Below are 26651 nucleotides of genomic sequence, written 5' to 3'. Positions count from 1 at the left end.
GGACTGCCGCTGGGCGCGGTGGAGCTGTCGGTGCAGCCGGAGGCGGCCGGGGTGTTCGCCGCCGCGCTGCGTGAGCACGGGTGGCAGGTCCCGTAACCGTACGGCTCGATGCGCGCCGGGGCCGGGACTGCCGGTACCTTGGGGGGCGGACAACTCAAGTAAGGGGAGCGATGTGCCGGGTCTGATCGTCGCGATGGACGGGCCTTCCGGGTCGGGCAAGTCGAGCGCGTCCCGCGGGGTGGCCCGGGCGCTGGGCCTGCGCTACCTGGACACCGGGGCGATGTACCGCGCGGTCACCTGGTGGATGCTCCAGATGGAGGTCGACCTCGGCGACCCGGCCGCGATCGCCGCCCGCTCGGGCGAGCCCGCGCTGGAGATGGGGGTCGATCCGGACTTCCCCGGCGTCACGCTGGACGGGGTGCGCGTCGACGGCCCGATCAGGTCCCCGGAGGTGACCCGGGCGGTCTCCGCGGTGAGCGCGGTGCCCGAGGTCCGCCGCCGCCTGGTCGCCCGGCAGCGGGAGCTGATCGAGGCGGCCCTGCCGGAGGGCGGCATCGTCGTGGAGGGCCGCGACATCGGCACGGTGGTCGCCCCCCAGGCCCCCGTCAAGGTCTATCTGACGGCCAGCGAGGAGGCCCGCGCCATGCGCCGCAGCGCGGAGCTGGCCGGGTCCACGGTGGCCGCGCAGCGGGTGGAGCTGGCCCGCCGGGACACCCTCGATTCGACCAGGAAGACCGACCCGCTGGCGATGGCCGCGGACGCGGTGGAACTGGACACCACGGCGCTCAACCTCGACGAGGTCATCGCCGAGGTGCTGAGACTTGTCAAGGAGCGCGCCTGAATTCCGGCGCGCGTGAAGGGAAAAACGCGATCATGAGCGCGGGGGAGTACGAGGACGACGGCGGCTGGATCGAGGCCGAGCTGGCCGGCCTGGCCGTCGACGGGCCCGAGGAGGAGGCCGAGTCCGGCCCGCTGCCGGTGGTGGCCGTCGTCGGCCGGCCCAACGTGGGCAAGTCCACGCTGGTCAACCGCATCATCGGGCGCCGCGAGGCGGTGGTCGAGGACGTGCCCGGCGTGACCAGGGACCGGGTGACGTACGAGGCGAACTGGCGCGGCCGCAGGTTCACGCTGGTGGACACCGGCGGCTGGGACCCGGACGCGACCGGCATGGCGCTGAAGATCGCCGAGCAGGCGCAGATCGCGGCCGAGCTGGCCGACGTGATCCTCTTCGTGGTGGACGCCAGCGTCGGCATCACCGACTCCGACGAGGCGGTCGGCGCGGTGCTGCGCCGGTCCGGCAAGCCGGTCGTGCTGACCGCGAACAAGGTCGACAACCAGCTGCAGGAGCTGGAGGCCAACGAGCTGTGGTCGCTGGGCCTCGGCGAGCCGCGCCCGGTGTCGGCGCTGCACGGCCGCTCCAGCGGCGACCTGCTCGACGTGGTGCTGGACGCGCTGCCGGAGACGCCGCCGGTGCTGTTCGGGGCCGCGCGCGGCCCGCGCCGGGTGGCGCTGCTGGGCAAGCCGAACGTGGGCAAGTCCTCGCTGCTGAACAAGGTGGCGGGCGAGGAGCGGGTGCTGGTCGACCCGATGGCGGGCACCACCAGGGACCCGGTGGACGAGCTGATCGAGCTCGGCGGCAAGACGTGGCGGTTCATCGACACGGCGGGCATCCGGCGGCGGGACCGCGAGCTGAAGGGCGCCGACTTCTACGCGGCCATGCGCACCCGGGCCGCGCTGGAGCGGGCCGAGGTGGCGATCGTGCTCATCGACGCCTCCGAGGTGCTGACCGAGCAGGACCTGCGGATCATCTCGCTGGTGATCGAGTCCGGCCGGGCCATGGTGGTGGCCTTCAACAAGTGGGACCTGGTCGACGAGGACCGGCGCTACTACCTGGAGAAGGAGATCGAGCGGCAGCTGGTCCGCACGCCGTGGGCGCTGCGGGTGAACATCTCCGCCAAGACCGGCCGCCACGTGGAGAAGCTGGTCCCGGCGCTGGAGCTGGCCATCGACTCGTGGGGGACCCGGGTGCCGACGGCGCGCCTCAACCAGTTCCTCACCGAGCTGGTGCAGGCCACGCCGCCGCCGGTGCGGGGCGGCAAGCAGCCGAAGATCCTGTTCGCCACCCAGGCGTCCACCGAGCCGCCCAAGTTCGTGCTGTTCACCTCCGGTTTCCTGGAGGACACCTACCGCAGGTTCATCGAGCGGCGGCTGCGCGAGGAGTTCGGCTTCGCCGGTTCGCCGATCGAGGTGACCATGAAGATCCGGGAGAAGCGCAAGAAGAAGTAGGGCCTGCCCTACCCCCGGAAGGGCGGCGCACCGGCTCGATGGCGAGGGGAGATGTTCCTAGGTTGAGACCCATGCGAACGATGACCCGCCGCCTGATGGCCGACACCGGTTACCTGCTGCTGGGGTTCCCCCTGGCCACGATCTCCTTCACCCTGCTCATCGCCGGTGCCGCGACGGGCGCGGGCCTCCTGGTGGTCTGGGCGGGGGTGCCCATCCTCGGGCTCACCCTGCTCGTCGCCCGCGGCTTCAGCGACCTGGAGCGCAGCCGCCTGGAGTCCGTGCTCGGCCGGGACCTGGCCCGGCCGCGCTACCCGCAGCCGCCGGACGGCTCCGGCCGGGTGCGCCGCCTGGTCAACCCGCTGCTGACCGGCCAGTCCTGGCTGGACCTGCTGCACGGCATCGTGGTCTTCCCGGTCGCGGTGGCCACCTTCTGCGTCGCCGTCACCTGGTGGGCCGCCGTCCTGGCCGGCCTCACCTACCCGCTGTACGGCTGGATCACCAGCGAGATCCCCGGCAACCAGGAGCTGCCCGAGCTGCTCGGCCTGGGCGACAGCTACGGCACCAACGTCGCCTTCTACGGCATGTTCGGGCTGATCTGCCTGGTCACCCTGTTCCCGGTGATCCGGGGCATGGCGCTCCTGCAGGCCGGTCTGGGCCGGGCGCTGCTGACCGGGGTGGCGGAGCTGCACGTGCGCATCGAGGACCTGACCGAGGGCAGGAACGCGGCCGCGCACGCCGAGGCGAACGCGCTGCGGCGGCTGGAGCGGGACATCCACGACGGCCCGCAGCAGCGCCTGGTGCACCTGGCCATGGAGCTGTCCCGGGCCCAGCGGGAGCTGGAGCGGGACGCGGCCGCGGCCAGCGCCACCATCGGGCAGGCCATCACCGCCACCCGGGAGACGCTGGACGAGTTACGCGCCCTCTCCCGGGGCATCGCCCCGCCGATCCTGGCCGACCGGGGCCTCGCGCCGGCGCTGGCCGCGCTGGCCACCCGCTGCACGGTCCCGGTGGAGCTGGACGTGCGGCTGGACGAACGTTTCCCCGCGCTGGTCGAGAACACCGTCTACTTCGTCACCGCCGAGGCGCTCACCAACGTGGCCAAGCACAGCCGGGCCACCATGTGCACGGTCACCCTGGTCCGGGTGGGCGGCACGCTGCTGCTCACGATCGGCGATGATGGGGTCGGCGGCGCCCACGTCGCCAAGGGGCACGGCCTGTCCGGCCTGGCCGACCGGCTGCGCGGCGTCGAGGGCGAGCTGGCCGTCCAGTCTCCCGCCGGGGGGCCGACGATGATCGTGGCGGAGGTTCCGTGCGGGTAGTGGTGGCCGACGACGCGGTGCTCATCCGGGAGGGCCTGGTGCGCCTGCTGGAGGAGTTCGGCTGCGAGGTGCTGGCGGCGGTCGGCACGGGCACGGAGCTGGTCGCCGCGGTGGAGGAGCTGCGCCCGGACGTGTCGGTGGTGGACGTGCGCATGCCGCCCACCTTCACCGACGAGGGCCTGCGCGCGGCGGTGGCGGCCCGGCAGAAGGTGCCGGGCGCGCCGATCCTGATCCTCTCGCAGTACGTCGAGGTGTCCTACGCCGACGACCTGCTGGCCGACGCCAGGGGCGCGGTCGGCTACCTGCTCAAGGACCGGGTGGTGGACGTCGAGGAGTTCCTGGCCGGCCTGCGCCGGGTGGCGGGCGGCGGCACCGTCTTCGACCCCCAGGTGGTCGCCCAGCTGATGGTGCGCCGCCGCCGCGACGACCCGCTCGGCTCGCTGACCCCGCGCGAGCGCGAGGTGCTGGCCCTGATGGCGGAGGGCAGGTCGAACCCGGCCATCAGCCGCGAGCTGGTGGTCACGGAGGGCGCGGTGGAGAAGCACATCCGCGGCATCTTCGTGAAGCTCAACCTGTACGCGGACGACACCGACCAGCACCGCAGGGTGCTGGCCGTGCTCGCGTACCTGCGCTCCTAGCCGCCGGGTCTAGGCCGGGTGGTTGCCCGCCTCGCCGCCCAGGTCGAACGGGCTGGTCACCCCCTCGTAGGCGAGATGGAACTCCATCCCTTGGACGGCGTGGGCCAGGTCGTGGCAGTGGGACATCCACATGCCGGGGTTGTCGGCGGTCAGCGCCACCTCCCACACCTCGCCGGGCCGTACGTCGAAGGTGTCCATCCAGAGGCCGTTGGCCGGGCGCCCGTTCTTGGACAGGACCTGCACGTGGTGGCCGTGGGGGTGCATCGGGTGGGTGTCGGAGCCGCGGTTGACGACCCGGATCAGGACCTTCTGGCCCTCTTTCACCAGCGGCGTCGGGATGTTGGGGAAGCCCTTCCCGTTGACCGTGTACGCGAGCCGGGGCAGGCCGTCGACCATCGCCAGGGTGCGGTCGAGGACCCAGGTGATCTCCTGGTCGAACTCGGCGGGAACCGGGGCGCCCGAGCCGTACCGGGTGATGTCGAGCACGGGGCCCGCGGCGGGGGCGGGCGGGGTGCCGCCGTTGAGGAGCAGGCCCGGGTGGCCGTTCACGTCGAGGTAGACCGGGTTGGCGGGCATGGTGAAGGTCAGGTCGTACCGGCCGCCCGCGGCCAGTCTGAGCCGGTCGCCGGTCAGGACGGTCGCGCCGGGCACGTCCGTGCCGTCCACGGCCGCCAGCTCGTACGGCGTCCCGGTCAGGCCCATCTCGACGGGCGAGCTGTCGGTGCCGACCACGCGGAGCCGTACGGGGGCGCCGGGCCGGATGGTGGTCTTGACCAGGGCGTCGGACGGGGGCCGGCCGTCGAGGGACAGGGTCATGGTGCCGTAGGTGTGCAGGGCCAGGGTGTGGTCACCCGGGGCGGGGCCGACGGGGCCGACGGGGCCGACGGGGTCGACGGGGTCGACGACGAGCAGGCCGTACAGGCCCTTGGCGACGGCGACGCTGGAGTGCTGGTGGCTGTGGTACCAGTAGGTGCCCGGGTCGGTGGCCCGGAAGCGGTAGACGTGCGAGCCGCCGGGCAGGACCGCGTCCTGGGTGACGCCGGGCACGCCGTCCTCGCCGCTGGGCACGTCGTACCCGTGCCAGTGGATGGTGACCGCCTGGCCGGGCAGCTCGTTGCGGAGCGTCACCTCGACGTGCTCGCCCTGCTTCACCCGCAGCGTCGGGCCGGGCGACTGCCCGTTGAACGACCACGCCTCGAAGGTACGGCCCGAGGGCAACCGGAGCGTGGCCGGTTCGGCGGTGAGGGTGAACTTCCTGGCGGCGGGCTCGGGGCGGCCGGCGAGCGAGGCGACCGAGACCCCGGCGGCCTCCGCGTCGTGCCCGGCGTGGAACGCGCTGCCGGACCAGCCGCCGGTGATCGCCCAGGACACCCCGAGCATCAGCACGGCCGTCCCGGCCACCCGCCACCGGTCACCCGTACGGCCCGAGAGCACCCGCCAGGCCAGCGCCGACGCGCCCGCGACGGCGAGTAGCAGCACGGCGGCGGCCGGGACGGTGACCGGGTAGGCGATCAGCAGGGCGCAGGCGATCCCGGCGGCGGCGCCGACGGCGGCGAGCACCACGGGCAGCGTCCGAGCGGGGTCCGGCGGGCTCCCGTGCCGCCAGAACCGGATCAGCGACGGCAGGGTGACCGCCGCCGCGGCCAGCCCGGGGATCGCCACCAGCGGCAGCGCCAGGGTGAGCTTCTCGGCGGCGAACCACCAGCCGGCCGACGCCAGCGCGGCGGTGGTCCAGCCGCGCAGGCAGGTCGCGGCGATCGCCGCGGCGAGCAGGCCCGCGGCGATCGGGGCGAGGTTCCCGGCCGCCCCCCGCAGGGCGGCGACGGCGACTCCCGCCGCCGCCGCCCACAGTCCGGCGACCAGGACGAGCAGGATCTGATCGACGCCGATCAGCTGGCCGGTGCTCACGCGTGCGCGGCGACAGGTTCCGCCGCCTGGGTCTTGAGCAGGGCGCGGGCCTTGCGGACGATGGTCACGGTCACCCACAGGATCGCCACCCCGTCCAGGGCGTGGAAGCCGAGCACGGCCAGGCCGGCGGTGGTGGTGCTGTTCTCGGTGGCCCCGGCCAGGCCGGCCAGCTCGAAGATCACGAACAGCTGCACGGCGACCAGGCCGAACGGCGCGATGGACAGCCAGATGAGCTGGCGGCCGGCCTTGGCGATCGCGGCGAAGACGGTCAGCAGGAGGGACAACACGGGGATGACCATCGTGCCGTTGATGATGTGCGGCACGATCGCGCTGTCCATCGCGCCCAGAGCGGGGGCGGGGCGCTCGAAGGCGCCGAAGGTGGCGAGGTAGAACTGGGCCAGCACGGACACCAGCAGCAGCACCGAGAACCAGAAGAAGACCTTGCGCATGGGGGCTCCTGAGCTATGTAGCGACGGGCCCCGAATCCAGGTGGGGCCGCACCGGGCTAATGTGCGGCTCCGGGTGTCCCGATCGCACGGGACCCCTGTCCTGCGCTGATCGGGAAATCTCCGGGTCCCCGCCGCACGCCACGATCGTGTCCGCCGGCACGGCGTCGCGCTTGAGCACCCCCCTACTCGGTTTCGCCTCCTGTCGCGGTTCTGGCCGGCAGGGCCAGGGCGGCGACGGCGCCGGCCGCGCACAGCACCGCCGTGATGAGGAAGATCTCCGTGTACTCGGTGTGCAGGGCGGCCTTCAGCGCCGTCTCGTACTCGGCCAGCCGCCGGGCGAACTCGCCCGCCTCCACGCCGAACGGCAGCGGCGTGTCCAGGTCGGCGGTGAGCGACTGGAAACGGTGGAAACCCCAGGCGGACAGAGCGGCCACGCCGAGCAGCATGCCCATCATCCGGGCCACCACCACGGCGGCCGAGGCGACCCCGTGCCGGTCGGCGGGGACGGTGCGCAGCACCGCCGAGGACACCGGCGCGATCACCAGCCCGAGCCCGAGCCCGGCGACGACGAGATCCACGTCCACCCGGGTGAGATGCTCGCCCAGATCCACCGGCCACTGCCAGATCCGCAGGTACGCCACGCAGGCGACGGCCATCCCCGCGACGGACACCAGCCGCTCCCCGAACCGGCGCGCCAGCAGCCCCCCGGCCAGCGCCGCCACCGCCAGCGCCACCAGGAACCTGGTCAGCACCAGCGCGCCGCCCACCTGGTCCAGGCCCAGCAGCGTCTGCGCCACGAGCTGCACGTCCACCAGGGTCACCAGCAGCGCGGCCCCCGCCAGGAAGCTCACCGCCAGGGTGGACAGCAGCGGAGCCTTCGGCACCCCGGAGAGGTCCAGCAGCCGCACCGGCGACCGAATCTCCCACCCGACGAAGACCACGCACAGCACCGCGCCGGCGAGCACGCACGGCAGCCCCCAGGACGGCAGCACGCTCTTCTCCGGCGCGGGGTTGTAGAGCCCCGCCACCAGCAGCCCCAGCGCCACCGCCAGCAGCGCCCCGCCCACCACGTCGATCCGCACCGGCCGGTACGGCCCGCGCCCGCCCGGCACCCCCCGGTGCACCGCCACCATGGCGGCCAGCGTCAGCGGCAGATTGACCCAGAAGATGGTCCGCCACCCGAACAACGGCAGCGCGGCGAGGGCGGCGCCGTACAGCGGGCCGAGGACGCTGCCCAGCTCCTGCGCCGCCCCGACCACGCCGAGCGCGACCGGCCGGGCCCTGGCGTCCCACAGGTCGCCGATCAGCGCCATCGTGATGGGCAGCAGCGCCCCGCCCGCGACGCCCTGCAGCGCCCGGCCTGCCACCAGCAGCGGGATCGACCCGGCCACCGCCGTGAGCAGCGATCCGGCCGCGAAACCGGCCAGGCAGGCCTGGATGAGGGGGCGTCTGCCGTACCGGTCGGAGAGCTGGCCGAGCAGCGGCATGGCGGCCACGTAGCCGAGCAGGAAGCCGGTCACGATCAGCGTGGCCCGCTCCAGCCGGTTCACCGGCACGTTCACGTCCGCGGCGATGTCCACCAGGACCGTGACCACCACGTACGCGTCCAGCGCCGCCAGCAGCACGGCCGCGCCGCCCGCGCCGACGGCGAGCCGGCGGCTCCGGGGGATCGTGCTCACGACAGCGGGGGAGCCGTGACGGTGACCGGCGCGTCGTAGTCGGCCAGCGCGACCGTGATCGTGCCGCCGGGGACGGGCAGCTCGATCCTGGTCAGCCTGCTGGTGGCCTTGTCGATCAGCAGCGTGCCCGTCACCGGCTGGGTGATGCCCGGCACGACCTTCACCAGCGCCTCGGGGGGCATCGTCACCGACACCTTGTAGGCGCCCGCCTCCTCGCCCTCGACCGTGACGTCCTTGCCGGCGGCCAGCAGCGCGGGCACGCCCGAGATGACCGCGCCGGGGTCGTAGAAGGCGGCCAGCTGCTCCCGCGTCATCGACTTCTGGAAGCCCCCGGTCGGGCCCTTCAGGTAGACGTCCGGGCCGAGCAGCACGAACTCCAGTTCCTGGAGGGTGCCGATCAGCCGCACCTGGATCGAGCCCTTGGCGTCGCCCGCCCGCGTCAGGCTGCCCTCGGCCCGCCTGACCTGCACCTCGGGCTCGCCCTCCGTGCTCAGCGTGAAGGCCACCGTCCGCACCGCGCCCATCGCGGACCCGGATTTCACCAGCAACTCCGGCCCGTCCGGCAGATCCGCCGAACTACACGCCGCGCCGAGCAGCACGCCGGCCACCGAAAGCATCATCCAGAGGATTCTTCGCACTCCCGGATCGTAGCCACTCCCCGGCGAAGCGGGCGGACCCTACTTGCCCTGGAGTTTGGCGATCACCGGCGTGTAGATGGCCTCCAGCTCCGCCACCTGCCCGGGGGTCAGCAGGTCGATGAGGTGGCGGCGCACCCCGGCCACGTGGTCGGGCGCCACCCGCTGGATGGTGTCCCAGCCGTGGGCGGTCAGCACGGCGAACGTGCCCCGCCGGTCGGCCTCGCAGTTCTCCCTGGTCACCAGGCCGGCCGTCTCCATCCGGGAGATCTGGTGGGAGAGCCGGCTGCGGGACTGGATGGTCGCGTCGGCCAGGTCGCTCATCCGCATGCGCCGGTCCGGGCTCTCGGACAGGTTGACCAGGATCTCGTAGTCGTTGAACGACAGCCCGTGTTCCTGGAGGTCGCGATCGAGGCGGTGCGTGAGGAGCCGGTGCGCCGCCAGGTGGGCACGCCAGGCCCGCTGCTCAGCTGGGCTCAGCCAGCGCGGATCTGCCATTACTCCAGCATAAAGATCGTGTACGCCTGCCGCGCACCCCCGAATGCGACCATGTGGCGGACTGTCCGATCCGGGGCACGGCTGATCAGGCGCCCATCAGGCGCAGCTCGCCCGGCTCGTTGAAGATGGCGGTGGCGATCACCGTGCCGGACGTCCACTCCAGCAGGTGACGGCCGTCCCACTCGTGGGCGCGGCCCTCGAAGGGCAGCTTGGACAGATCCACCTCGCGGAGCCGGTCCAGGGCCAGCTCGCCGCGTTTGACCAGGGCCTCCTTGCGGACCCACAGGCGGATCAGCCTGCGGTTGTCCAGCCCGACCAGGTCCGCCTCGGCCGAAGTGAGGGCCAGCGCGATCAGGTTCTCGTCGGCCTGGCCCGCCGTGGCGTGCTCGGCGTCCACGCCCACCTTGCCCAGGCCGGCGGCGGCGGAGACGTACCCGGAGGTGTGGGCGAGGCTGACCGAGAGGCCGGGGGCCTCGGCGATGGACGGGCGGCCGTGTGATCTCCCGCAGCGTTCGCAGGACTGCACCAGGGTGAGCGCGCAGGCGCGTACGCCGAGGAGTTCGGCGGCGCAGTGCCGTACCAGGAGGTGGGCCGCGACGAAGTCGAGGCGGTCCTGTTTGCGGGTGAACCGTGCCGCCCGGTCCCGTTCCGCTTCGGTGAGCGTCCCGCCGACGGCGTCGAGGACTTCGTCGGTGTAACCCGCGACGGCCAGAGGGGCGCGCATAACCCCAGCCTAGAAGGGGCGTGTGTCGATCAAGTGAACTACGGGGGGTAGCGGCGGACGCGGACGGTCACCTTCCCAGCTCGGCCATCCAGGACTCGATCGCCGACGACTCGCGGGGGAGCGCCCCGGACATCAGCTCGGCGCCGCCGGCGGTGATCACCAGGTCGTCCTCCACGCGTACGCCGATGCCGCGCAGCTCCGGGGGCAGGGTCAGGTCGTCGGGCTGGAAGTAGAGGCCGGGCTCGACGGTCAGGACGTGGCCCTCGGCCAGCACGCCGTCCAGGTAGGTCTCCGTGCGGGCCTTGGCGCAGTCGTGCACGTCCAGGCCGAGCATGTGGCCGCTGGAGCAGAGCGTGTACCGGCGGTACCGGCCGGACTCGATGTCCGGGGAGGCCAGGACATCCCAGTCGTGCAGGCCCGCGGCGATCACGCGCATGGCGGCCAGGTGGAAGTCGCGGAACCGCGCCCCCGGCCGGAGTTCGGCGATGGCGGCGGTCTGGGCCGCGTGGACCAGGTCGTACACCTGGCGCTGGACGGGGCTGAAACGGCCGGACAGCGGGAAGGTGCGGGTGACGTCGGCGGTGTAGAGGTGGTCGGTCTCCACGCCCGCGTCCAGCAGGAGCAGATCCCGCGGGTTCAGGCCGCCGTCGTTGCGCATCCAGTGCAGCACGCAGGCGTGCGCGCCCGAGGCGGCGATCGTGTCGTAGCCGACGTCGTTGCCCTCCAGCCGGGCGCGCAGGCCGAAGACCCCCTCCACGTAGCGTTCGCCGCGCGGGTGCGCCAGCGCGCCCGGCAGGGCCCGCACGACGTCCTCGAAGCCGCGTGCCGTGGCGTCCACCGCGCGCCGCAGCTCCGCCACCTCCCACTCGTCCTTCACCAGCCGCATCTCCGCCAGGTACGAGACGAGCTCCCCGTCCCCGTCCCCCGCCGCGATCAGGCCGTCCACACCCGCGTCGACCCCGCGCAGCACCCGCGCCCTTCCCGCCGGTACGGCGTCCGCCAGCCCGTCGATGTGCGCGCAGTCGACCTGGTACAGCGTCTCCGCCTCGGCCAGGTCGGGGCGGCGGCCCACCCAGAACTCCCCGTAGCGGCGATCCCGGTAGAACTCCTGCCCTTCCTCCCGGGGCGCCCGGGGCCGGACGAACAGCCGCGCCACCCCGGCGGGGTCGATCACCAGCACGTCGTCGGGCTCCCGGTCGCCGGTGAGGTACGCGAACGCGCTGTGCGCGCGGAACCGGTAGTCCATGTCGTTGCTGCGGACCTTCAGCCCGCCGGACGGGATGACCAGGTACTCGCCCGGGAACCGGCCGGCCAGCCGGGCCCGCCGCTTCGCCGTGTACGCCGCCATCGGCACCGGCCGGAGATCGCTCCGACGGGTGTCCGCCCAGCCCCGCGTCATGAACGCGGCCAGCTCCGCCCCGATCGGCAGATCATGACTCCCGACGTTGAAGTCCCCCACAAGCCCTCCAGTGCTATTTCACATTTTATCGGCACGTTAAGGGAAATTTCTGGATATGGGAAGGGGAAAGAGGGCATCAAGGAGCCTTGACGCAGGGTCACTGCGAGTTGTCCCCTGTGTGGACAGGATTTGCGTTTTCGGTCGCTTAGCCGGGAACCGAAAAGGGGATCCCCATCTGTACCCCGGCAGGAAGGACGTGGTGTCGGTTGCTGATCGGTACGATCTTGCAGGGTAAAGGAGCCGATGTCGTGACCGTGGCGCCGCAGGCGACGGTCGCGGAACTGCTCGGCGTGCTCGCCGAGAAGAACATCGGCGCGGTGGTGGTGTCCGAGGACGGGGTCACCATCGCCGGAATCGTCTCAGAGCGTGACGTCGTGCGGCATCTCCACCAGCGTGGCGCTGATGTCCTGGGCGGACCGGTCTCGGCCATCATGACGTCGGAGGTGCGCAGCTGCGCCCCCGACGCCAACGTGGAGGACCTCCGCCAGACCATGACCAACCACCGGATCAGGCACGTCCCCGTCGTACGCGACGGGCGGCTCGTCGGCATCGTCAGCATCGGCGACGTCGTGAAAAGCGCCATCGAGGAGCTGGAGTCCGAACGGGAGCACCTGGTCGGCTACCTGCGCGGCTGATCGTTCGACGTTCACGGGACGGGCCCGGCGGATCGATCCGCCGGGCCCGTCCTTTCACGCCGTGCTACTGGACTGTGATCTTGTCCACCTCCACGGTGATGCCCTTCACCTGATCGGTGGAGGTCGCGGTGGTGACCGTGCCGACGCCGCCGGCCACACCCTTGACCGTCATGGTGTACGTCATCGTCTCACCGGGAGCGCCAGGCGTGCTGGTGATCCGGTAGTCCGACGTGGGGCCGGTGCCGTCCGGGATCTGGCTGCCGGCGGTGCCGTCGCTGTTCTCGGCGCCGACGGTCAGCCCGAACGCGGCCCCCGGGTAGGGCAGCGGGCCCGGGTAGGCGTACGTGACGTCCTCGACGCCGTTGACGCCGATCCACTGCTGGAACACCCGCTGGCTGCTGGTGCCGAACAGGTTGAGCCGCCACTCCACCACGATCCAGTCGTCGACGCCGTCCGTGAGGGTGGTGGCGAAGACGCCGGGCGCGCCCGTGCCGTCGAGGTCCGTCCAGAACGGCGCCATCACGCCGTTCGGCCGGGCCGCGTCCGGCAGCGACTGCGGGATGAACTGGATGTCCGCCGAGCCGTTGGTGCCACCCGCCACCGCGTACCCGTTGGAGGTGACGCCGAGCCGGGTGAACGTCTGCCCGGCGAACCGGAACGCCGGCACGGTGAAGTTCAGCGCCTGCTCGTCGCCGAGCGGAATCGGCGCGACGCCGAACGCGTCCAGCGGGATGTAGCCGAACAGCGAGCCCGGCGCGATGACCGGCCGGTCGGGCTGCCTGCCCTCCAGCGTCTCCACCGCGGTCGCGACCTGCGTGCCGGTGGCCGTGGCCCCGGTCACGCCGGTCAGCTGGAGCTTGCTGTTGAGCGTGCTGACCGCGGTGACCTCGGTGTCCTCCAGCGTGTCGTTCTTGACGGTGACCGTACAGGTGGACGAGCCGGTGTGGCGGACGATGGTGTCGGGCGCGCAGGACTGCTCGACCGGGATCGCGCCCTCCTGGCGGAAGAACGCCACCGGCAGGTGGTGGTCCTTGTTGCCGTTCTCCTGCCTGAGGCTGATCGAACCGAAGTACTGCCCGTCCGGCAGCTCCGGCGCGCTGATCTTGATGCTCAGCTCGGCGCTCTCGCCCGGCTCCAGCTCGAACTCCGACGGCGTGACCGTGATGATCGCGCCGCTCGTGGTCTTGCCCACCGCCTCGTACGAGACGGTCGCGTCGGTGACGTTGGTCACCGTGCGCTTGGCGGTGATCTCGCCCGGCATGATGGGCGCGTTCACCGACGGCAGGTTGAGGTCGATCCGGTTGAGCGGGTCGGCCGCCGAGGCCGCGAAGTTGGCCGCGGTCTCGTCCAGGGTGAGGGCCGCGTCCCAGGCTTCGCCCAGGTCGATGCGGCCGCCGCCGGTGTCGAACGGGTCGGCCGGGGTGACCCGGTCCTGCTTGGTGACGTTGGTCCGCGCCGTGGTCTCCAGCGCCGACTTGACCTGGCCCGGCGTCCACGTCGGGTGCAGCGCGCGCAGCAGTGCCGCCGCGCCCGCCACGTGCGGCGAGGACATCGAGGTGCCCGCGATGACCTGGAACAGGTTGCCGGGCGGGCCCTCCAGCGGAGACTCCGGCGTCGGCGTGTGCCCGGCCAGGATGTGCAGGCCCGGCGCGGTCACGTCCGGCTTGAGGAAGTCCCCGCCCGGCCCGCGCGAGGAGAACGTGGTGATCGAGTCGCGCTGCCAGTTGGTCTTCGTGCCCTGGGTGAAGGAGGCCGTCGCCCCGGGAGTGGCGGCCAGGTGCGCCAGCATCACGTCGGCCGCCGGCTTGTCGATGTGCACGGTCGGCAGCCAGTGGTTGTCCGTCATGATGTCCAGCGGCGTGCTGTTGTACAGGATCATGCCGGCCGCGCCGCCCTGCCTGACCGAGAAGCCCTTCAGCACCCGGTTGGGCCCGCGCTCACACGCCACGATCTTCCCGGTGAATATCCCGGCGGGCGCCGGGGTGAGGCACAGCGGGTCGTTGTACGGCGGCGCCGACGCCAGCACCACCGGCGCGGGCGCGCCGACGCCGGCCGTGATCGAGGCGCCCTTGATCGTCGGCCCGCCGGTGAAGGTGATGGTCGACTCGAAGGTGCGCTTCTGGGTGGACGCGGCCACCGTGGTCACCCACGGGCTGCGGTGGTCGGTCGTGGCCGCGCCGGGACCGGCGTTGCCCGCCGAGGCGGCCACGAAGACACCCGCCGCGTACGCGTCGAGGAACGCCAGCTCGACCACGTCGCTGTAGGGGTTCGCCCCGCCCGAGATGGAGAAGTTGATCACGTCGACGCCGTCCAGGATGGCCTGCGCGACCGCCCCGGCCGAGTCCGACTGGAAGCAGCCCTCGGCGCCGCACACCTTGTAGACGGCCACGTGCGCGGCCGGCGCGATGCCGTGGATGTCGCCGCGGTCGATGCCGAGCGGGTTGGCGTTGGCCACCGGCCCGCCCGCCGACGTGGTGGCGGTGTGGGTCCCGTGCCCGTTGGAGTCACGGGCCGAGGTCGGGTACACGTCGCCGCCGACGAGCGCGTTGTACGTGGCGAGGAACGGCTGCCCGGAGATGAGCTTCCGGTTGCAGGCGAACACGTCCGACGCGGGGGTCAGCGGGTTGTCGCCGAAGTTGCAGGTCCGGGGGGTCCCGTCGGCCTTCGCCGGGGGAGCGGGGAGCCCGGCCGCCTCCGCGAAGGACGGGTGCTCGGGCCACGCGCCCGAGTCCAGGATGCCGACGATCACGCCCTTGCCGGAGGAGGGCGCGCCGCCGAGCTGGTTGTAGATCGGGGTGGCGCCGATGGCGTCGGGGCTGGAGTCGGTGAGCGGCTTCTCCAGCGAGTCGGACTGCACGGCCGCCACACCCGGCAGCGTCAGCAGCTCGGCCGCCTCGTTGGCCGGCACGGTCAGCGCCACGCCGCCGTACACGGTGCGCAGGCGCTGCCCGACCTTGGCGCTCGGGACCTGCCCGGGCAGCTCGGCCAGGAACTCCTGCTCCATGCCCTCGATGTGCTTGACGTACTTCTGCGCGGCGGCGCTGTCGGGATCCAGCTGCTCACCGGTCACGGCCGGGCTCGTGCCCGGCAGCCCGGCCAGATCGCCCTTGTACGCGGCCAGCGAGTCGTAGTCCAGCTTGACGACGACGTTCACCGGTGCCGACGAGGTCGACTTGAGCAGTTCCTCGTCGCTCTTGGCCAGCTTCCCGGTCGACGACTTGGCGCCGAACACCACTTCCGGACTGCCCAGCGGCTTCGCCGTGAGGCTGGGCGCCGGCGACGGGGTCGGATCCGCCACCGCGGATCCTGCGGGGACCACCGCCGCGACCAGACCGAGAACGGCGACGGCGCTGGTCAAACGTAAGTGTCTCGAACGGAGCTTCCTTGACACGACACCTCCATATGGGGCTGCGGGACTCGTCGCACAGCAAAGAGGCGTCGCGCCACCCCCGGCAGGCGCCTGTTTCGGCGCACGGAAGAGACTCAACCCTCCCCGGTGGTTGACGACGGCTTGACCCCCGCTCGGCGAAGGGCCAGGCCTGATGGGGAGTTTAACTAGCCACCATTTCCGGGGCTAGATCCCGGTTTGACAAGGTGAATGTCAATTTTGGGCGAGAGCTACACTCGGCCCATGAAGCTGAAGCTGGATCTCCACGACATCTTCAACAAGGGCGACCAGATCGACCGCGCGCTGAACGCGATCATCCAGGAGGCGCTGGCCAAGAAGGCCACCGAAGTGGAGATCATCCCGGGCAAGGGTTCCGGCCAGCTCAAGAAGAAGGTCCTCCGCTTCCTCGACCAGAAGCACATCAAGGCCCTCTACCACCGCATCGACAAGGACGCCAAGAACCACGGCCGCCTGTTCGTCTACTTCAAGCACAAATAGCCGCGCTTCGTCGCTCGAGCGGCGGACGGGAAGATCAGTCGAGCGGGCTTGACGTCAGCGCGAAGTACACGAGGCCGCAGAACACCAGGACGGTCGTCACGGCCAAGCCGATTATCAAGCCGATAATCGGCAGGCATCCATCCACGCGGACGACTCTCACAGGCGCAGCGTATCGATCAACGGTCACCCCAGGCGATGCCCGCGAAGGCCCATGGGCTCCTCATCAACTGGTGTGAATTGATGTCTGGATATATGGACACATGAGTTGACGTCTCCTTATATTCTGGTTTACGGTGAAGGTATCTGCATAAACTGAGATGAAGGGAGAATGTCATGCTTAAGGGACGGACCTGGATTCGGGCTGCCGGTTTATCGGTGGCTGTCGTCGCGGCGGTCGTCGTCGGCGTGGTGGTGCCCGCGGCGCCGGCGTTGGCCATTCCGAAGGACTGCAGCCTCACGGTGGTCCTGATCAACGCGCCCAGTGCGCTGAACGCCCGCGGATCCGTGTACTGCACGAGGCCCGAGACGTACTGGGTCGAGACCGTGATCTACCGGCACGACTCGCTCGGCCGCAAGGTGAAGGTCGCGGAGGGGGAGACGAAGTACAACGGGCATCAGGGCTGGGGATACGCGCACGCGAGCGAGCCCTGCTCCGACGTCCAGACCAATAAGAATTACAGCGCCAGGGCATTCCTCTACGACGCGCGCCTTGTTTATCCCATCGAAGTCAAGGACGCCACGAGCTCCACCGTCCGGGGCCACTGCTAGGCCGGTTCCGATCGGCCGCGCCTGACCCGGCCGGTACTCGACCCGATGGACAAGAACCCGGTCACCCTTTCCGTGAAGGTGACCGGGTTGTTTCGCGCGGTCTTCCGGCCGATCGACGGACGCTTGAGAGCATTGGGCATGACGCATTCGCCGCGCGCTCTGACGCGCCCCAGATGGACGCACGTCGCCCTTCCCTCGTACGACGTGGCACGCTCGCTGGCCTGGTACGAGGAATTCACCCCGCTCGTGAAGGTGGCCGAATTCGCCGACGACACCGGGGAGACGGTCTGGCTGTCCAACGACGGGCAGGTCGTGGATCCGTTCGTCCTGGTCCTGGTGACCTTCCACGCGGATCGCGGCAAACGCCAGCCGCAGCTCGCCCCGTTCGCGCACATCGGCATCGAGGTTCCCGGGCGGGAGGACGTGGACCGCGTCGCCGCGAAGGCCCGGGACGCCGGATGCCTGCGCATGGAACCCGCAGACATTCCCTTTCCGGTCGGGTACGTATGCATGATCACCGACCCGGACGGCAACAACCTCGAGTTCTCCCACGGCCAGCAGGTGTTCGCGCGCGTGCGCGGGCTCTGGGGCGAAGAGGCGGGAGGTGAACCGTGTTCGGCATAATCGAAAAATGATCCAATCTGTGGAGCGGGCGGCGCTGATCCTGCGGACGCTGGGGGCGGGCGCGCCACGGCTGGGGGTGACCGAGATCGCGCAGCGGGTGGGGCTGGCGAAGCCGACCGTGCACGGGCTGCTGCGGACACTGGAGCGGCACGAGCTCGTCGTGCAGGACGTGGAGACTGGCAAGTACGCCTTGGGACCTGCGGTGTTGCAGCTGGGGAACGCCTATCTGGACGGGTCCGAGCTGCGGGCCAGGAGCCTGCTGTGGGCGGACTCGCTGGCGCAGCGGGCCAACGAGTCGGTGTGGGTGGCGACGTTGTCGGGGTCGCGGGTGATCGTGCTGCACCACGTGTTCCGGCCGGACGACATGGTGCAGATCCTCGAGGTGGGGGCCGCGATCCCGTGGCACGCGTGCGCGCTCGGGCACGCCATCGCCGCGTACCACCCGAGGATCGAGGAGCTTTTCGAGGAGCCGCTGGTGCCGCTGACGGGGCAGACGCGTACCGATCGGGAGGAACTCGAGGAGGCGCTGACCGCGGTGCGGCGGACGGGGATGGCGGTGGAGGACCAGGAGGCGGCGCTGGGCGACGCGGGCATCGCGGCGCCCGTGTTCAGCAGGGGCGGGGTGGTGGCGGGGGCGATCGGCGTGGTCGGGCCTGCGGAACGGCTGCTCGGGGTCCGGCGGAACGATCTCCTGCTGGCGGTGCGCGAGTCCGGGCGGGCGCTCTCCCGCGACCTGGGCGCGCCCAGAAGCACGTCCACCTACGGGTGAGACCTGGACCGAGCGGCCCCGGGCTTCAGTTGACCGGAATCAGGCACTGCCGGGAGTGTGACAGGCGGCCGGGCGGACGCGTCAGAATTTGCCGATGTGGCGGGCCTCTTCCGCGGCGGTCAGGACGGCTTTGACGTCGGCGCCGCCGCCGGAGGTGACCAGGGCGGAGATGGCGCCCTCGACGAAGGGGGCGTCGGCCAGGAAGACCTTGGGGCGGGGGTACTCGTCGAGCAGGGTCCGGGCGGTCAGGACGGCGCTGCCGAGGTCCATCAGCACGACCACGCCGTCGCCCTGGTCGACCGTGTCGATGGCGGCGCTGAGCTTGGTGATGCTGGTGCCCAGGCGGCCGTCGTCGGTGCCGCCGGCCGCCGCGATCGGGACGTCCCTGCCGCCGATCTGCGCGGCCAGTTCGGCCACTTCGTCGGCGAGGCGGGCGCTGTGCGAGATGAGCACGATGCCTACCATGTGCGGAATCCCGCCGTCCGGAGGGCGCTCAGGACCAGGGCGGTGGAGGCCGCGCCGGGGTCCTCGTGGCCGGCGCTGCGCGAGCCCAGGTAGCTGGCCCGGCCCTTGCGGGCCTGCAGCGGAATCGTGGCCTTCGCCCCCTCCTGCGCCGCCGCCGCGACCGCGCTCAGCGCATCCTCCGCTTTGACCCCGTCCTGTACGGCTTTCGCCAGCGCCCGGACCGCCGGCGCGAGCGCGTCCACCATCGTCTTGTCGCCCTCCACCGCCGCCCCCAGCTTCTGCACCCCGGCCAGGGCGGCGTCCAGCGCCGTCGACAGCTCCGCGAGCGAGATGTCGGACACGTCCCCGAGCGACCTCCCCATCTGGCGGAACGCCGTCCCGTAGAGGGGACCGGACGCGCCGCCGACCTTCCGGATCAATGTGGCGCCCGCGAGCCTCAGCACCGCCCCCGGCGTCTCGGGCGGCGAGTCGGCCAGCGCCCGCCGGACCTCGCCGAAGCCGCGATCCAGATTCGAACCATGGTCGGCGTCGCCGATGGCGGCGTCCAGCTGGGTCAGATGATCACGCTGAGCCTGTACGGCTGTCGCGATCTCCTCCATCCAGGCGACGAAGAACGAGGTGTCCAAGAATCCGCTCCCGGTCTGTACGGCGATGCAAATCAACGTGAACCGATATTTCGGTTTATGCCCTCGACTGTGCTGGACATTACGACATGTCGTATAACGCACGGGGGACGTGGCCGAGCCCACGGAGGGCTCGGCCACCGGTATCGGGGTTCCGCTCAGTTCTGTTCAGTTCTGTTCAGTTCTGCTCAGCGGCCCCAGCGCAGGCCCGGCGTCTCGACCGGGGCGTCCCAGAGGGCGCGGAACTCGTCGGTGAGGGCGCAGGTCGTGACCGAGAAGCCCTGCATGTCCAGGCTGGTGACGTAGTTGCCGACCAGGTTGCGTACGGGCGTGGCGCCCTTCTCGGCGAGGTAGGCGGCGACCTCGGCGTACACGATGTAGAGCTCCAGCAGGGGAGTGCCGCCCATGCCGTTGACCATGACCAGGACGTCGCCGGAGAGCGGCAGGTCGTCGTTGATGGCGTCCATCGCCACCCGGACGATCTCCCGGGCCTCGCTCAGTCCGGTACGGGTCCTGCCGGGCTCGCCGTGGATGCCGATGCCCAGCTCGATCTCGGATTCGGGCAGGTCGAAGGTGGGTTTGCCGGCGGCGGGGACCGTACAGGCGGTGAGGGCCACGCCGAAGGAGCGGCTGCGGTCGTTGACCTCGCGGGCGACCCGCGCCACCTCGGACAGGGGGGCGTCCGTCTCGGCCAGGGCCCCGGCGATCTTCTCGACGAACAGGGTCGCGCCGGTGCCCCGGCGGCCCGCCGTGTAGAGGGAGTCCTGCACGGCCACGTCGTCGTTGACGAGCACGCTGACCACGTCCACGCCCTCGTCGGCGCAGAGCTCGGCCGCCATCTCGAAGTTGAGCACGTCGCCGGTGTAGTTCTTGACGATGTGCAGCACGCCCGCGCCGCCGTCGCTGCCCTTGGTGGCCTCGATGATCTGGTCGGGTACGGGAGAGGTGAACACCTCTCCCGGGCAGGCGGCGTCGAGCATGCCGTACCCGACGAAACCGCCGTGGAGGGGTTCGTGGCCGGAGCCGCCGCCGGAGACCAGGGCGACCTTGCCGGGGCGCGGGCCCGAGGCCCTGAAGACGACCTTGTTCTCCAGGTCCACCCGGAGCGAGGGGTGGGCGGCGGCGATGCCGGTCAGGGCGTCGGTGACCACGCCGTCGACGCTGTTGATGAGCTTCTTCACGGTGCCGTCCTCACTGTCGTGGTGCCATCAACCTCTGCCCTGGCGCGGGTGGAGGCAAGCCCGAGATAGGCCAGGGCGCCGAGCAGACCGCCGGCGAAGTCCCCGATCAGGTACGCGGGGAGCTGGTCCCAGCCGACGCTGCCGCCGAAGGCAGCCGTCACCAGGAACGGGCCCACATACCGGGCCGGGTTGATCGCCGCGCCGGTGGCGGGACCGACGATGATGATGATCGCGAAGACGATGGAGCCGATGGCCATGGGCGCCCAGCCGGGCACCGCCCTGCGGTCGATCACCCCGAAGATCACGAAGACGAGCATGAAGGTGCCGATGGCCTCGACGACGGTGCCGCGCAGGAAGCCGGTCTCCGCCGCGTACGAGGTCACGCCGCCGCCGGCGGCCTTCGCGGCCTCGGTGCCCAGGGTGACGAAGATGGCGACCGCTCCGGCGGCGGCTCCGGCGACCTGGGCCGCGATGTAGCCGGGGACCTCGCGCCAGGGGAACTTGCCGGTGGCGGCCAGGGCCAGGGTGACGGCCGGGTTGATGTGGCCGCCCGAGATGTGACCGATCGCGTACACGGTTCCGACGATGACCAGCATGAACGCGAAGCTGATCACGCCCAGTTGGGCCATCGAGAACGGCACGTCCGTGCCGGCCGCGATGACGCCGGTGGCGGCGGCGGAGCCCGCGCCTACGTACACGAGGAAGGCGGTGCCCAGGAGTTCGGCGAGGAGCTTCTGGGGGGTGGTGATGGAGTCGCTCATGACACCGTCCAGAACTGACGTGAACATTGTTCGACATTGCCGAACATGATTTCATCGAAGTTAATTCGGACAGCCCCCCGGGTCAAGGCTTTCTTGCCTCCCTCCCGCCCTTTTTGTCCTACCTGTGTCCAGGCCCGCCGGCCGGGATGTTCGTCGCGCTGCACGATCTCCAAACGGCCCTGGGGGTAGCTCTCGACGCGGGGACAATCAACGCATGAGGAAACTGGTCGCCTGCGTCGCGCTCGGGTTGCTGACCTCCTGCGGATACGGCGTCGCGCAACGCGTCGCGCCCTCCTTCGCCGAGATGGAGCAGGTGGTCGGGACGGCCGCACCGGACGACGGCACGACGGCTCATCCGCAGAAGATCGGGAAGATCGAGTTTCGGGACATCTACCGAGAGGGCGACCGCGTCCATTTCCAAGTAGGCGAGGCAGTAACGGGCGTGGACCCCTACGGATACGTCTGGAGCCCCACACACGCGCCGATCGACGACACCAACCCCTCGGTCGCTTCGTCTTTCGAGCACATCCAAGGCCCTTGGTACCACTGGACCGACGAGTACTGAGCCTTCCTCCGGATAGTTCGGTCATCGGGAACCTGAAAGCAGGGGCGGGGAAGAGGTGGGTTGACGCTCGGCCTGACATCCGGCGTCCAAGGGCCGCGGGGCGCACATGTCACGCGATGCGGGATATCCCCACCCGCCCGGCCCGGGGGCTAACGCCCCGGCCCGGGGGCTAACGCCCCGGCCCGGGGGCTAACGCCCCGGCCCCCATCCGCTGCCGCCGCGGAGCATCGCAGGGTGTCCGGGGAGACCCACTCGACGGCGCGAAGGGTGTCACGGGTTCGTATATGGCGGTCGCGTGTGGGTTCCACATGGAGGGCGGTTATGGGTGAAACGGCAGGATCGCCGGCGCTGGGGGCGGCGGCGATCCTGGGTGGGGGTTGGGTTAGCGGGCGAAGACCACGATGTTGTCGCGGTAGCTGCCTCGGGAGCGGTCGAAGGTTCCGCCGCAGGTGATCAGGCGTAGGTGTGCTCCTGATTCGGCGGAGTAGACGACTTTGTCGGGGATGCGGTTCTTGGGGTAGCGGGCGATTCGATGGACGGTGAAGGTGGCGGTGGTGCCGTCCTTGCGATGGACGTGGACGCGGTCGCCTTTGGAGAGGTGACGGAGCCGGTAGAAGACGGCGGGGCCGGTTTTGGAGTCGACGTGGCCGGCGATGACGGCGACGCCCTTCTCGCCGGGTTCCGGGCCTGCCTTGTTCCAGCCGACCCGATCGAACTGACGCGGCGCGACCAGCCGTCCCTTGCGGTCCAGCGGCAGGGCGATCACCTTGGTGGAGACGCCGATCGCCGGAATACTGAGCCGGACGGGATCCGCGACATCCTTCTTCACGGCCACCGCCGACCGGACGCTCACCGCTTCGGGCGCTCCAGCGGGGACCTGCACGGGGATCTCAGCGGAGGCGTCGCCCCCGCACCCGATCGTGACCAGCGCGGCGGCCGCGAGGGTGATCCCCCCGCGCACGGTACGGCCTCTCATCGTCAACTCTCCGCACCGAACTTGCGCCGCAGCCAGAACCCGCCCCCGGCGAGCACGGCCGCTCCCGCCACCCCGGCGACCCCCAGCGGCACCAGCGGAGACGTACCGTCCTCCACCGCCCCGCCAAGCCCGGTCTCGACCCCACCACTCGGCTGCTCGTCATCACCACTCAGCCCAGCGGAACCCCCCTTCCCAGCCTCGACGCCACCCTCCGGCCGATCGTCGTCATCATCACCGGTGGCACCCATCCCGGTGTCCACCCCACCCCTCGGCCGGTCGTCATCATCGTCGCCGCTCGCACCACCCTTGCCGGTATCCACGCCACCGCGCGGCCGGTCGTCGTCGTCATCGTCGTCCTGCGTCGCCCCGAGTCCGGTGTCGACGCCACCCCTGGGCCGGTCGTCGTCATCGTCGCCGCTCGCCCCGAGTCCGGCGCCGACACCACCGCGCGGCCGGTCATCGTCGTCATCGTCGTCCTGGGTCGCGCCGAGTCCGGTGTCGACGCCGCCTCGGGGACGGCGGTCGTCATCGTCGTCGTTCGAACCGCCGCGCGGCCGGTCGTCGTCATCGTCGCCCCCTTCGTCATCGTCATCGTCATCGTCGTCACCGCGGTCGTCATCGTCGTCGGCCGTGGTGATCGCCGAGAGCGGCGCCGCCTGGACCGGCGAGGCCAGCGCGGCGGTGGTCGTCGTCAGGCCCAGGGCGAGAGCCAGGGAGAGAAGGGCGGGGCGGAGAGTGTCGGTCATGGTGTGCTCCTGGAGTAGTCGGGCCGCTTCTCGCGGCTGATTCCAGGATTCGAGGGCGGGGTGGGCTGACCGTGAGGGCTTGGTGAGAGGCTTCTCACCAGCGGCTTCTCATCGGCGATCCGCAGAGGCAGTTCTCACGGAAGAGCCTCGTCAACTAATCCAGAGCGAGTCCGCAGCCCCGCAAACCAAGCAGGCCGGCACAGCAGGCAGCCCAGTGGACCAGGCGATCTGGCGGACCTGGGAATCAAGCGGATCTGCGATCAAGCGGACCAGGGGCGTCAACCGGTTCCGGGAGGTCGCTGGGCATGGGGCGTGCAAGGCCGGGCTGGTCGGGGACGTCTGCGTGGAGGGTTCTGGGAGGTCGCTCGGTAAGCGGCGTGCAAGGCCGGGCCGATTGAGGATGTCTGCGTGGAGGGTTCCGGGAGGTCGCTGGGCATGGGGCGGGCAAGGCCGGGCTGGTCGGGGATGTCTGCGTGGAGGGTTCCGGGAGGTTGCTGGGCGAGAGGCGTACAGGATCTGGCTGATCGAGGAGGTTTGTGGGTGGGGAGGTTATTGGGCGCGGAGGCGGTAGCCGGTGCCGCGGACGGTTTCGATGCGGTCGTGGCCCAGTTTGCGGCGGAGGTAGCGGACGTAGACGTCGACGACGTTGGAGCCTGGGTCGAAGTCGAAGCCCCAGACGTGGCTGAGGAGTTGTTCGCGGGTCAGGACCTGGTCGGGGTGGCGGAAGAAGACCTCGGCGAGGGCGAATTCGCGGGTGGAGAGGTCGACGGAGCGGTCGGCGGCGTGGGCTCTGCGGGTGCGCAGGTCGAGGGCGAGGTCGCCGGCTTTGAGGACGGTCACCTCGGGGAGGCGGTCGGCGCGCAGGCGGAGCCGTACCCGGGCGAGGAGTTCTTCGAAGGCGAAGGGCTTGGCGATGTAGTCGTCGGCGCCGCCTTCGAGGCCGGCGACGGTGTCGACGACGCTGTCGCGGGCGGTGAGGATGATGACGGCGATGCCGACGCGGTGCTCGCGCAGGCGGCGCAGCACGGTGAAGCCGTCGCTGAGCGGCAGCCCGATGTCGAGGATCAGCAGGTCGAACTCGCCGGTCCTGGCGTGCTCGTACGCGGCGAGGCCGTCGCTCACGACGGTGGTCGTGAACCCGCTGCCGCGGAGCCCTTTCTCCAGGAAGGACGCGATCCGCTCCTCGTCCTCCGCGATCAGAATGCGATTCACCCAACCTCCTTGCACGGAAATCTCATGACGAAGAGGGCCCCGCCGCCGGGGGACTCCTCCACTCCGACGGTCCCGCCGTGACCTTCCGCGATCGACCGCACGATGGCCAGCCCGAGACCCGCCCCTTCCCCGGTACGGCTCCCGCCCCGCACGAACCGCTCGAAAATACGCTCCCGGTCCTCAGCAGGGACGCCGGGTCCGCTGTCACGCACCCAGAGCCGTACCAGCCCATCCCGGACGGACGATCCCACGGCGACCAGATCGCCGGTCCGCGTGTGCCGGACGGCGTTGGCGGTGAGCTGCACCAGGGCCTGGGTGAGCCGCTGCCGGTCCGCGAGGACACGCTCCTCGGCGACCTCCTCGACCCGCCACCGCCGGTCCCCGAGCGCCCGCGCCTTGGCCACCACGCTCACCGTCAGATCGGCCAGCTCGACCTCCTCGGGACTGAGGAAGTCCGGCTGCTCGGCCTTGGCCAGCGTGAGCAGATCGTCCACGATCCGGTTCATCCGGGCGAGCTCGTCGGTCACCAGGGCGATCGTCTCGTGCCTGTCGTCCTCGCCCATCAGCTCCAGATGCCCGCGAATGACCGTGATCGGCGTACGCAGCTCGTGGCCGGCGTCGTCGACGAACTCCCGCTGGACGGCGAACGCCCGTTCCAGCCGGTCCAGCATGTGGTTGAACGTGGCGGCCAGCGCGGCCACGTCGTCGTTGCCGGGTACGTGCAGGCGCCGGGTCAGATCGGAGGAGTCGGTGATCCGGGCGGCGGCCTGCCGTACCAGGCGGACGGGGGCCAGGACGCGGCCCGCCACGAACCAGCCGGCCGCACCCGCGAGGGCGAGCGCCGCCAGCGCGGTGAAGGCGAGCACGCGCACCGCCTCCACGACCTCCTCGCGGTGCCGGTCGTAGAAGACCGCGACCACGAAATGGCCGGTACGGTCGTCGCCGGTCACCCGTACCGGAATGGTGGCGTAACGCACCTCCCCGGCGGCGGTGCGGGCCGTGCCGGGAGTGGGCGCCGTGGCTTCGCCCGCGGTCTCGACCAGGTCCTCGTCGTGGTCGAGCCGTACCGGCGGGACGATGCCGCTGATCGAGTCGGGGCGGCCGTCGACCAGCGTGAAGAACGTCTCCCACCGGTCGGGCACGTTGACGGCCAGGTAGGAGTCGAGCAGTTCGGACACGTCGGGGGCGCCGCTCACGGTCTTCGCGTACGAGCGGAGTTTCTCGGTCTCGTTGCCGAGCTCGGCGTTCACCCGGTCGTCGAGGCGCGCCAGCAGGATCGTCCAGGTCGCGAAGAGCGCCACCGAGAGGGCCAGGCCCACCAGCAGCAGCATCCACCCGACGATCCGGGCGCGGGCGGTCATCCGCGGCACGGATCAGTCGTCCCCGTCGTCCCCGTTGTCGCCGTCGTCATCGTCGTCATCCCCACCCCGCTGCGGCGGCGGCGGTTTGACCGGGTCCGCCCGCTTCGTCGATACGGCATCAAGTTTGTCCGGTGACGGCGTCCGGGGAGAAGGCTTCTCCGAGGGCGTGGCCGAGACGACGACGGGACCACCCAGGTCGGGCGTGCCGCTCCCGGCCGCCCACACGATCCCGACGAAGGCGAGCGCGACCACGACCGCCCCGGCCAGGAGCACCACAACCGAAATCCGGCGACTCATGCCGCCATCCTCGGCCCCGTCCGGGAGATCACCCTGAGCCCAGGATGAGAAGACTCTCATCCGCACTATCCCCCGGCGGACCGGCTGTAGGAAGATCGGGGACAAGCACACGGCGTGGCCGCGCTGTTGTCTGGACAGTCAAACCTTCTCACCCCCGGCATCCCTCCACTCCCCGGCGATCAAGCGG

27 protein-coding genes are annotated in these 26651 nt (G+C 71.0%); 10 read left to right on the top strand and 17 right to left on the bottom strand.

The genetic code is table 11. The features are described 5' to 3' along the window. The first annotated feature begins 172 nt into the window (after positions 1 to 172). The 4 genes from cmk to Aph01nite_RS35365 all read left to right on the top strand — a co-directional run bounded on the left by cmk (position 173) and on the right by Aph01nite_RS35365 (position 4243). Positions 173 to 841 (top strand): (d)CMP kinase, encoded by a 669-nt coding sequence (gene cmk / locus Aph01nite_RS35380; RefSeq protein WP_239162222.1) that lies wholly within the window; start codon positions 173 to 175, stop codon positions 839 to 841. A gap of 32 nt (positions 842 to 873) precedes the next feature. Further along, positions 874 to 2286, top strand: a complete 1413-nt coding sequence (gene der / locus Aph01nite_RS35375; RefSeq protein WP_204045416.1) for a ribosome biogenesis GTPase Der — start codon at positions 874 to 876, stop codon at positions 2284 to 2286. Positions 2287 to 2357: 71 nt separating this feature from the next. Next, positions 2358 to 3605, top strand: a complete 1248-nt coding sequence (locus Aph01nite_RS35370) for a sensor histidine kinase (RefSeq protein ID WP_204045415.1) — start codon at positions 2358 to 2360, stop codon at positions 3603 to 3605. Beyond that, entirely contained in the window at positions 3596 to 4243 is a 648-nt protein-coding gene (locus Aph01nite_RS35365) for a response regulator (protein WP_204045414.1), read from the top strand. The genes Aph01nite_RS35370 and Aph01nite_RS35365 overlap by 10 nt, the downstream gene beginning before the upstream one ends. A 9-nt stretch (positions 4244 to 4252) precedes the next feature. Here the strand turns inward: Aph01nite_RS35365 and Aph01nite_RS35360 are convergent, their stop codons facing one another. From Aph01nite_RS35360 to Aph01nite_RS35330, 7 genes are all read right to left on the bottom strand, one after another. Further along, positions 4253 to 6151 carry a multicopper oxidase family protein gene (locus Aph01nite_RS35360; RefSeq protein WP_204045413.1) on the bottom strand — a complete coding sequence of 633 codons (1899 nt, stop codon included), beginning with the start codon at positions 6149 to 6151 and terminating at the stop codon, positions 4253 to 4255. Continuing rightward, positions 6148 to 6600, bottom strand: a complete 453-nt coding sequence (locus Aph01nite_RS35355; protein ID WP_204045412.1) for a DUF6220 domain-containing protein — start codon at positions 6598 to 6600, stop codon at positions 6148 to 6150. The genes Aph01nite_RS35360 and Aph01nite_RS35355 overlap by 4 nt, the downstream gene beginning before the upstream one ends. Positions 6601 to 6782: 182 nt before the next feature. Next, the gene (locus Aph01nite_RS35350) at positions 6783 to 8279 is read right to left on the bottom strand and encodes an MFS transporter (protein ID WP_307836817.1); all 1497 of its coding nucleotides are present in this window, start codon (positions 8277 to 8279) and stop codon (positions 6783 to 6785) included. Next, on the bottom strand, positions 8276 to 8917 hold the full coding sequence (locus Aph01nite_RS35345; protein ID WP_239162221.1) for an LppX_LprAFG lipoprotein: 642 nt from the start codon (positions 8915 to 8917) through the stop codon (positions 8276 to 8278). Before Aph01nite_RS35345 ends, Aph01nite_RS35350 begins: the two co-directional genes overlap by 4 nt. A gap of 39 nt (positions 8918 to 8956) precedes the next feature. Next, positions 8957 to 9412: a MarR family winged helix-turn-helix transcriptional regulator gene (locus Aph01nite_RS35340; RefSeq protein ID WP_204045411.1), complete on the bottom strand. Its 456-nt coding sequence runs from the start codon at positions 9410 to 9412 to the stop codon at positions 8957 to 8959. An 85-nt stretch (positions 9413 to 9497) separates the two neighbouring features. After that, positions 9498 to 10136 carry a 4'-phosphopantetheinyl transferase family protein gene (locus Aph01nite_RS35335; RefSeq protein WP_204045410.1) on the bottom strand — a complete coding sequence of 213 codons (639 nt, stop codon included), beginning with the start codon at positions 10134 to 10136 and terminating at the stop codon, positions 9498 to 9500. Between the two features lie 67 nt (positions 10137 to 10203). Beyond that, positions 10204 to 11595: an aminopeptidase P family protein gene (locus Aph01nite_RS35330; protein ID WP_239162220.1), complete on the bottom strand. Its 1392-nt coding sequence runs from the start codon at positions 11593 to 11595 to the stop codon at positions 10204 to 10206. 206 nt (positions 11596 to 11801) lie between these two features. On the opposite strand from Aph01nite_RS35330, the gene Aph01nite_RS35325 reads away from it, so the two are divergent. Then, a complete protein-coding gene (locus Aph01nite_RS35325; protein ID WP_204045409.1) occupies positions 11802 to 12230 on the top strand; it encodes a CBS domain-containing protein in 429 nt (142 codons plus the stop codon). Positions 12231 to 12294: 64 nt separating this feature from the next. Here the strand turns inward: Aph01nite_RS35325 and Aph01nite_RS35320 are convergent, their stop codons facing one another. Then, a complete protein-coding gene (locus tag Aph01nite_RS35320; protein ID WP_239162219.1) occupies positions 12295 to 15528 on the bottom strand; it encodes a S8 family serine peptidase in 3234 nt (1077 codons plus the stop codon). Between the two features lie 333 nt (positions 15529 to 15861). On the opposite strand from Aph01nite_RS35320, the gene Aph01nite_RS35315 reads away from it, so the two are divergent. The 4 genes from Aph01nite_RS35315 to Aph01nite_RS35300 all read left to right on the top strand — a co-directional run bounded on the left by Aph01nite_RS35315 (position 15862) and on the right by Aph01nite_RS35300 (position 18277). Beyond that, positions 15862 to 16116, top strand: coding sequence for a Smr/MutS family protein (locus Aph01nite_RS35315; protein ID WP_204045408.1), 255 nt, complete (start codon positions 15862 to 15864; stop codon positions 16114 to 16116). 375 nt (positions 16117 to 16491) lie between these two features. Then, positions 16492 to 16884: a hypothetical protein gene (locus Aph01nite_RS35310; protein WP_204045407.1), complete on the top strand. Its 393-nt coding sequence runs from the start codon at positions 16492 to 16494 to the stop codon at positions 16882 to 16884. Between the two features lie 138 nt (positions 16885 to 17022). Then, positions 17023 to 17508 (top strand): VOC family protein, encoded by a 486-nt coding sequence (locus Aph01nite_RS35305; protein ID WP_204045406.1) that lies wholly within the window; start codon positions 17023 to 17025, stop codon positions 17506 to 17508. A gap of 7 nt (positions 17509 to 17515) precedes the next feature. Next, complete coding sequence (locus tag Aph01nite_RS35300; protein ID WP_204045405.1) at positions 17516 to 18277, top strand: IclR family transcriptional regulator; 762 nt, start codon at positions 17516 to 17518, stop codon at positions 18275 to 18277. 81 nt (positions 18278 to 18358) lie between these two features. On the opposite strand, the gene dhaM is transcribed toward Aph01nite_RS35300, so the two are convergent. The 4 genes from dhaM to Aph01nite_RS35280 all read right to left on the bottom strand — a co-directional run bounded on the left by dhaM (position 18359) and on the right by Aph01nite_RS35280 (position 21307). Then, positions 18359 to 18742: a dihydroxyacetone kinase phosphoryl donor subunit DhaM gene (gene dhaM / locus Aph01nite_RS35295; RefSeq protein WP_204045404.1), complete on the bottom strand. Its 384-nt coding sequence runs from the start codon at positions 18740 to 18742 to the stop codon at positions 18359 to 18361. Continuing rightward, the gene (gene dhaL, locus Aph01nite_RS35290; protein WP_239162217.1) at positions 18736 to 19368 is read right to left on the bottom strand and encodes a dihydroxyacetone kinase subunit DhaL; all 633 of its coding nucleotides are present in this window, start codon (positions 19366 to 19368) and stop codon (positions 18736 to 18738) included. Before dhaL ends, dhaM begins: the two co-directional genes overlap by 7 nt. A gap of 185 nt (positions 19369 to 19553) precedes the next feature. Next, positions 19554 to 20546, bottom strand: coding sequence for a dihydroxyacetone kinase subunit DhaK (gene dhaK / locus Aph01nite_RS35285; protein ID WP_204045403.1), 993 nt, complete (start codon positions 20544 to 20546; stop codon positions 19554 to 19556). Next, positions 20543 to 21307 (bottom strand): MIP/aquaporin family protein, encoded by a 765-nt coding sequence (locus tag Aph01nite_RS35280; RefSeq protein WP_204045402.1) that lies wholly within the window; start codon positions 21305 to 21307, stop codon positions 20543 to 20545. Before Aph01nite_RS35280 ends, dhaK begins: the two co-directional genes overlap by 4 nt. A gap of 214 nt (positions 21308 to 21521) precedes the next feature. Between Aph01nite_RS35280 and Aph01nite_RS35275 the strand changes: the two genes are divergently transcribed. Continuing rightward, positions 21522 to 21872 (top strand): hypothetical protein, encoded by a 351-nt coding sequence (locus Aph01nite_RS35275; protein ID WP_204045401.1) that lies wholly within the window; start codon positions 21522 to 21524, stop codon positions 21870 to 21872. 382 nt (positions 21873 to 22254) lie between these two features. Here Aph01nite_RS35275 and Aph01nite_RS35270 read toward each other — a convergent pair whose 3' ends face one another. From Aph01nite_RS35270 to Aph01nite_RS35250, 5 genes are all read right to left on the bottom strand, one after another. Next, positions 22255 to 22848, bottom strand: coding sequence for a class F sortase (locus Aph01nite_RS35270; RefSeq protein WP_204045400.1), 594 nt, complete (start codon positions 22846 to 22848; stop codon positions 22255 to 22257). 2 nt (positions 22849 to 22850) lie between these two features. Next, positions 22851 to 23594 (bottom strand): GVDTG sorting domain-containing protein, encoded by a 744-nt coding sequence (locus Aph01nite_RS35265; RefSeq protein ID WP_204045399.1) that lies wholly within the window; start codon positions 23592 to 23594, stop codon positions 22851 to 22853. Between the two features lie 549 nt (positions 23595 to 24143). Further along, a complete protein-coding gene (locus tag Aph01nite_RS35260; RefSeq protein WP_204045398.1) occupies positions 24144 to 24806 on the bottom strand; it encodes a response regulator transcription factor in 663 nt (220 codons plus the stop codon). After that, on the bottom strand, positions 24803 to 26167 hold the full coding sequence (locus Aph01nite_RS35255; RefSeq protein WP_204045417.1) for a sensor histidine kinase: 1365 nt from the start codon (positions 26165 to 26167) through the stop codon (positions 24803 to 24805). Before Aph01nite_RS35255 ends, Aph01nite_RS35260 begins: the two co-directional genes overlap by 4 nt. A gap of 12 nt (positions 26168 to 26179) precedes the next feature. Beyond that, positions 26180 to 26464, bottom strand: coding sequence for a hypothetical protein (locus Aph01nite_RS35250; RefSeq protein ID WP_204045397.1), 285 nt, complete (start codon positions 26462 to 26464; stop codon positions 26180 to 26182). Positions 26465 to 26651 lie beyond the last annotated feature (187 nt).

The organism is Acrocarpospora phusangensis (assembly GCF_016862995.1).
GTDB lineage: Bacteria > Actinomycetota > Actinomycetes > Streptosporangiales > Streptosporangiaceae > Acrocarpospora > Acrocarpospora phusangensis.
Note: the sequence above shows the minus strand (reverse complement) of the source record. Positions and strands in the feature narration are given on the sequence as shown.